This is a genomic window from Leucobacter sp. M11 (assembly GCF_035726885.1).
In the GTDB taxonomy this organism is placed as follows: Bacteria; Actinomycetota; Actinomycetes; order Actinomycetales; family Microbacteriaceae; genus JAPFRB01.
On sequence record NZ_JAPFRB010000003.1, the window covers coordinates 631,892 to 638,058 of the forward strand.

6 protein-coding genes and 1 pseudogene are annotated in these 6,167 nt (G+C 71.9%); 5 read left to right on the forward strand and 2 right to left on the reverse strand.

The features are described from left to right. The 3 genes and pseudogenes from OOT08_RS11370 to OOT08_RS11380 form a co-directional block, all read left to right on the forward strand. Positions 1–405 (forward strand): annotated as a pseudogene (locus OOT08_RS11370) (hypothetical protein); the annotation flags it as partial. Continuing rightward, the gene (locus OOT08_RS11375; protein ID WP_325092744.1) at positions 402–1,703 is read left to right on the forward strand and encodes a sensor histidine kinase; all 1,302 of its coding nucleotides are present in this window, start codon (positions 402–404) and stop codon (positions 1,701–1,703) included. The pseudogene OOT08_RS11370 and the gene OOT08_RS11375, both read left to right, overlap by 4 nt. Next, a complete protein-coding gene (locus tag OOT08_RS11380; RefSeq protein ID WP_325092746.1) occupies positions 1,700–2,464 on the forward strand; it encodes a response regulator transcription factor in 765 nt (254 codons plus the stop codon). Before OOT08_RS11375 ends, OOT08_RS11380 begins: the two co-directional genes overlap by 4 nt. A 27-nt stretch (positions 2,465–2,491) precedes the next feature. Here OOT08_RS11380 and OOT08_RS11385 read toward each other — a convergent pair whose 3' ends face one another. Both OOT08_RS11385 and OOT08_RS11390 read right to left on the reverse strand, forming a co-directional pair. Further along, on the reverse strand, positions 2,492–3,334 hold the full coding sequence (locus OOT08_RS11385; RefSeq protein ID WP_325092747.1) for an ABC transporter permease: 843 nt from the start codon (positions 3,332–3,334) through the stop codon (positions 2,492–2,494). Next, on the reverse strand, positions 3,331–4,350 hold the full coding sequence (locus tag OOT08_RS11390; RefSeq protein WP_325092748.1) for an ABC transporter ATP-binding protein: 1,020 nt from the start codon (positions 4,348–4,350) through the stop codon (positions 3,331–3,333). Before OOT08_RS11390 ends, OOT08_RS11385 begins: the two co-directional genes overlap by 4 nt. 159 nt (positions 4,351–4,509) lie before the next feature. Here OOT08_RS11390 and OOT08_RS11395 point away from each other — a divergent pair, with 159 nt between their 5' ends. Then, positions 4,510–5,631, forward strand: coding sequence for a VanZ family protein (locus OOT08_RS11395; protein ID WP_325092749.1), 1,122 nt, complete (start codon positions 4,510–4,512; stop codon positions 5,629–5,631). A gap of 79 nt (positions 5,632–5,710) precedes the next feature. Then, positions 5,711–6,167, forward strand: a 457-nt coding sequence (locus OOT08_RS11400; protein ID WP_442916224.1) for an ATP-binding protein, incomplete at its 3' end; no start/stop codon positions are given.

Genomic DNA, 6,167 nt, shown 5'->3' on the forward strand with positions numbered 1-6,167 from the left:
GCGGTCATCAGCACGATCCTCATCCCCGGGGTCACCCCGTCGATCATGTTCCGGGCCGAGGTCTTCACCTCGCTCCTCGGCGGCGCCGTGTTCCTCGCCCTCATCGCCCTGCTCTCCTTCGGGATCGGCGCGATCGTGCGCAGCGCCGCGGGCGGCATCGCGATCGTCGTCGGCATTCTCTTCGTGGCCCCGACCGCCCTGCAGATCATGAGCATGAGCGGCTGGGCCTGGGTCGAGACCGCGGCCACGTACGTGCCGAGCGCCCTGGGCATGCAGCTCTACGGCAGCGCAGCGATGGGCGGCGAGGGCATGGGATACTGGCAGGCACTGGCGGCAATGGTCGTCTGGGTGCTCGCGGCGCTGATTCCGGCTGGCATCCTGCTCAAGCAGAGAGACACTGTGTGACCGAACGGCAACTCACTCCGGGGGAGGCGCTTCTGCCGCGTCCCCCCGGGGTGATGCGCCGTTTTCTGGCGGATAACCCCCTCGTCGTCGACGGCACGATCGCCGGCGGCTACCTCTTCGGCTGTCTCATGATGGCCACCCTGGACGGCTTCAACGCCGAAGCGCTGCCCAATTACCTGCGCTTCCCCCTCGTCCTCGTGGCCGGGGGCAAAACACTGCTCGTGTTCCTCGCCCTGCTCTGGCGGCGAAAGCTGCCTCTCCTGGGGCTCATCGTGATCTCCCTGCTGGGCTTCATCGAGCTGGGCAGCCAGGCGCTGCCCGACGGCGTCGCGGTGCTCTTCGCGCTCTACGCGGTTCCCGTGTACGGCACGGTCCGGCGGGGCTGGATCGCCTTCGGCTTTACGGTCGCGTGCATGTCCGTGCTCAGCTTCACCCTGGGCGAGCCCTTTAACGTGAAGCTCACGACGACGCTGATCTCGGCCCTGCTCACGCTCGTGCTGCTGATGTTTGGCATCAACATGGGGAACCGGCGGCGCTACCTCGCCGCGCTGATCGACCGGGCGGAGCAGCTCGCCCGCGAGCGTGACCAGCGGGCGAAGATCGCGGTGCAGGACGAGCGGGCACGGATCGCGCGGGAGATGCACGACATCGTCGCCCACTCCCTGTCGGTCATGGTCACCCTCTCCGAGGGGGCCGCTCGCGCCGTGCCGAAGGCTCCCGAGGCGGCCGCCGACGCGATGCTGCGCGGCGCGGAAACCGGACGCAGCGCCCTCGCGGAGATGCGGCGGCTGCTCGGCGTGCTTGCCGAGGACACCGCGGTCCCGGCCCAAACCGAGTTGACCCCCCAACCCGGCACCCAGCAACTGCCGGAGCTGATCGCGAGCTACCGCGGCACCGGCCTGCGTGTCGAGCTCACCGAGACGGGAGTGTCCTCCGCCGACCGCGGACAGGAGCTGGCCGTATTCCGGGTCGTGCAGGAGTCCCTCACTAACGCGCTCCGCTACGCGGGCTTTGGCGCGCGGGTCACCGTCGAGCTGCGCTACCTGAGCGACCGCACCGTCCTCGAGGTGCGGGACGCGGGGGGCCAGGCCCGCCCCGAGAGCGGTCCCGGGATCCGCGGGCTCGGCTCTGGGAAGGGCCTCGCCGGGCTCGCGCAGCGCGTGCGGCTGTTCGGCGGCTCGCTGACGGCCGGGCCGGCGGTAACCGGTGAGCCCGGTTGGGTTGTGCGCGCCGTGATTCCCGTGAACGAAGACGCCGTCGACACCGCGTCGATGCCGAGAGAAGGAGCACCCGCGTGAGCGAAAGCACCATCCGAGTCCTCCTGGTGGACGACCAGGACCTCATCCGCACCGGATTCCGGCTGATCCTGCAGGCGGAGCCCGAGATCGAGGTGGTCGGGGAGGCAGCCGACGGCCTCGCCGCCCTTGCCCGGCTCCGCGAGGCCGCAGCCCTCGTGCACGTGGTGCTCATGGACGTGCGCATGCCCGGGATGAACGGTATCGACGCGACCGCGGCGATTGTGCGCGAGTTCCCCGAGACGCGGGTGATCGTGCTCACGACCTTCGACCTGGACGAGTACGCCCTCGCGGCCATCCGGGCCGGGGCGAGCGGCTTCCTGCTGAAGGACGCCCGGCCAGAGGAACTCGTCGACGCGATTCATCGGGTGGCGGCCGGGGACGCGGCGATGGCGCCGAGCGTCACGCTGCGCCTGATGCGGCAGCTGGCCGCCCCGGGGCAGGGGGGCGAGCCCAACGTACACGCCCCGCTCGGCTTCGCCGGGCCAGCGGGCGGGCCGCCCGGAGACGGCCACCCGGCGTCCCCCGCCCAGGCCCAGTCGTCCCAAGCCCCAACGGCGCAGTCCTCACCGCTCACGGCGCTGACCGAGCGCGAGCGCGAGGTCTTCGGTGCGATCGCCGAGGGGCTCAACAATCAGGAGATCGGACAGCGACTGTTTCTCTCGGAGTCCACCGTGAAGACCCACGTCGGGCGGGTGCTGTTCAAGCTCGACCTGCGCGACCGCGTGCACGCGGTGATCTTCGCCCACGAGCACGGCGTCTAGGCGCCGTGCTCGTGGGGGCCTCTCCGGCTAGGACTCGTCCGCTCGCCAGCGGGTGAGCCAGGCGGCGCCCGCGAGCACCACGACGTAGCCGAGCATCACAAGCCCGCCAGCCCAGGGCTCGAGCGGCGGGACCGTGGCCATCTCCATCGTGGGGTCGAGTGAGCCGAGGTCGCTCATCAGCCCCGTGCCGGTCAGGGCGTCGCCGGCGGCGCCCGGCAGGAAGCGGCCGATGCCCGCGGACCAGTCCCAGAGCCCCGCCACCATGCGCAGGATCGGCTCAACGAACTGGGTGAAGGCCAGCGCGATGATGATCACCGCGGCCTGCGAGCGCACGAGGGCACCGAGGCCGACGCCGATGGCCCCCCAGAGCCCCATCGTGAGCAGGGAGCGGCCGAACAGGCCCCAGACCTCGGGCGCGCCCAGCATCGGGTCGCCACCGGTCAGGCTGATCGTGAGGGCGCCAACCCCGGCGGAGGCAAGCAGGCCAACGACGCCGAGCAGCACGCCCGCCACGAAGAGCACCGAGAGCTTCGCGAGGAGCACGATGCCGCGCCGCGGCTCCGCGGCGAAGGTGTGCACGAGGGTGCGGTGCCGTACCTCCGCGGTGACCGCGAGGCCGCCGAGGATGAGCGGGATCGCGTAGCCGAAGGAGGTGGAGGCGCTGTAGACGAGCTGGGCGCTGGCGAGGGAGTTCAGGGCGAAGCCGCCCTGCTCGCCGATGAGCTCGCCGATGCTGCTGAACATGATCGCGAACAGCACCGCGATGAGGACGACGTAGCTGAACAGCACGAGGCTGAGCAGCCACCAGGCGCGGGTGCCCGTGAGCTTGCGGATTTCGGCGCGGACGCTCCGACCGTAGCGTGCGATCATCGCTGGCCCTCCTCTGGGTGCTGTGCGGCGGTGCCGGGGTGCGGGGCCGCGGGGGGCTGCCGCTCGTCGACGAGGTCGAGGAAGACCTGTTCGAGGCCGCCCCCCGCCTCGCTCAGGTGGCGCAGGGGGATCCCCGCGCCGAGTGCGGCGACGCCGACGGCCTCGGCGGTGAGCCCGTGGAAGCGCAGGCCGGTTGACGTGGCCTCGCCGAGCGTCGCCCCGGCCCGGCTCAACGCGGCCACGAGGCCGTCGCGGTCCGCGGCGTCGGCCAGCACGGTCTCGCCCGTCACGCGGTGTTCGAGCTCGTGCAGGGTGCCCGCGAAGGCAAGTCGCCCGCGCCGAATGACGACCACGTCATCGACGGTCTGCTGGATCTCGCTGAGCAGGTGCGAGGAGAGCAGCACGGTCTTCCCGGCGGCGGCGAGCTGGCGCAGTAGGCCGCGGATCCACCGGATGCCCTCGGGGTCGAGGCCGTTGATGGGCTCGTCCAGCAGGATCACCTGCGGGTCTGCGAGCATCGCGGCGGCCAGGGCGAGCCGCTGGCGCATCCCCAGCGAGAAGCCGCCGATGCGGCGGTTCGCGGCCTCGGCGAGCCCGACGAGGCTCAGGACCTCGTCCGTCCGGGAATCCGGGACCCCGATCGCCGCGGCCTGAATGAGCAGGTGACGGCGCGCGGTGTGCCCGGCGTGGAACGTGGCCTCCAGCGCGGAGCCAACGGTGAGCCCCGGCCGGGGGAGCTCGTGATACGGGAGGCCGCCGATCGTGGCGGTCCCGGAGTCGGGTCGGGTGAGCCCGAGCAGCATCGACAGCGTCGTGGTTTTCCCGGAGCCGTTGGGGCCGAGAAAACCGGTCACGCGGCCCGGGCGGGCCGTAAAGCTGAGCTGGCTGACGGCCTGAACCTGACCGAAGTGCTTGCTCAGGTCGCGGACCTCGACGGTGCAGTCGGACGGGCCCATCGGGGCGCCGGTCCGGGGCGGAGGGGCGGCGATGGTGCCACCGCTCGGGGAGGTGCTCATAGTGCCTCGCTTTCGTGGGGTGCACCAGAAGCCTAGTTGTTCTACCCCGGGTCAAACAACTGTGACGTGCGGGCGGGGCGGTGTCCCCGTTCCCGCGGGGTCAGGCCACGCCCGCGTAGAATCGCACCGCGGGCGCAGGGCCCGAACGGAGGGAACGCAGTGACGGATCAGATGGTGTCGGGGCTCCTGGCCGTGTTCGGCGGCGGGGTGGCGAGCGTGCTCCTGTTCGTGCCCATCGTGGCGATCAGCTATCGCCGCCGCGGCCGGGCGGGCTTCTGGTGGCTCGTGGGCTGGGTCGCGATGCTCGTCTACGTCGTCGCGCTCTGGACCTACACGCTGCTCCCGCTCCCGGCGAGCGAGGAGTTCCGCTGCGCCGCCCCGCAGCTCGTGCCCTTTGACTCCGTGCGCGACATCGTGAACTACCCCTCGGGTTCGGCTCCCGAGCTGATCCGAAACCCGGCCGTGCAGCAGATCCTGCTGAACGTGGCGCTGTTTGTCCCGCTCGGCTTCTTCACCCGAGCCATGTTCCGGCGCGGGCTCGTCGTGGCGACGCTGGGCGGGTTCCTCGCCTCGCTCCTCATCGAGCTGACCCAGGTGACCGGCGTGTGGGGCCTGTTCCACTGCGCCTACCGCTTCTTCGACGTGGACGACCTGATGGCGAACACCCTGGGCGCGCTCCTCGGCTCGCTCCTCGCGCTGCTCGTGGTGCGGCGCTCGGCGGCGGTCGACGCCTCGCTGCCCACCCCGGTCACGGCGGGGCGCCGCTTCCTGGGCATGCTGAGCGACTGGATGATCCTGGGCTTCGTCGGCGGCGCGATCGTGCTCGCCTGGCGCATCCTCGGCACCCTCTTCTGGGGGCTCGACCCGGCCGCCATGCAGCCCGACTGGGTCGCGGCGCTCGCCGTGTGGCTGCCCCTCGGGGCGCAGCTCGTCTCGGTGCTCACGGGCGGGGCCACCCTGGGCGAGCGCGTGGTGCTGCTGCGCACGGAGGCCGACGGGCTCCCCGCCTGGCTCGGCCGTCCGCTGCGCTTCCTCTTCGGCATCGGCGGCTACGGCCTGCTGATGGCCTGGAGCCACCCCGCCAGCGGGCCCGCGCTGTCCCTGTTCGTCCTGGGGAGCGTCATCGCGGTCTGGGCGACCCGGGATCGCCGCGGCCTGGCCTGCGTCCTGTCGGGCTCCCGGGTGCGGGACCGGCGCGGCCCGGAATCCCCGGCTCCGCCGATCGCCGCCCCGTCGTTCGTCCCGACTCCGCCCAGCCCGCCCGAACCGCCCCGCGCGTAGCCGGCCCCTGCCGGCGCGGCTGCGTCACGGACCGCGGATTTCCCGGGGACCTGTCCGCCGGGACCGCTACGCTGGGAGCATGGACTTTTGGCGCGAAATCGTGGGGCAGGACGCGGCCGTGCGCCGACTGGCCGCCGCCGCGGACCCCGCGGGCAGCGAGGAACTCTCGCACGCCTGGCTCATCACCGGGCCGCCCGGCTCCGGCCGCTCCAACCTCGCGTTCCTGTTCGCGGCGGCGCTCATTGCGCGCACCGACGCGGAGCGCCCCGAGGTGCTCACCCAGGTCCGCTCGCGGACCCACCCCGATCTGGGCGTGCTCAGCACCGAGAAGGTGCTCATCGAGATCAAGGCGGCCCGCGAAATCGCGACCACCGCGCACTACTCGCCCTCGGTCGGCCGCTACCGGGTGATCGTGATCGAGGACGCGGACCGGATGCCCGAGCGCACCTCGAACGTGCTCCTCAAGGCGCTCGAGGAACCCCCGGAGCGCACCATCTGGATCCTGTGCGCCCCGAGCGAGGCGGACCTCATCCCCA

Coding starts and splice junctions, on each gene's coding strand:
- OOT08_RS11385 (WP_325092747.1), bottom strand. CDS start 3,334: ATGATCGCACGCTACGGTCGGAGCGTCCGCGCCGAAATCCGCAAGCTC.
- OOT08_RS11390 (WP_325092748.1), bottom strand. CDS start 4,350: ATGAGCACCTCCCCGAGCGGTGGCACCATCGCCGCCCCTCCGCCCCGG.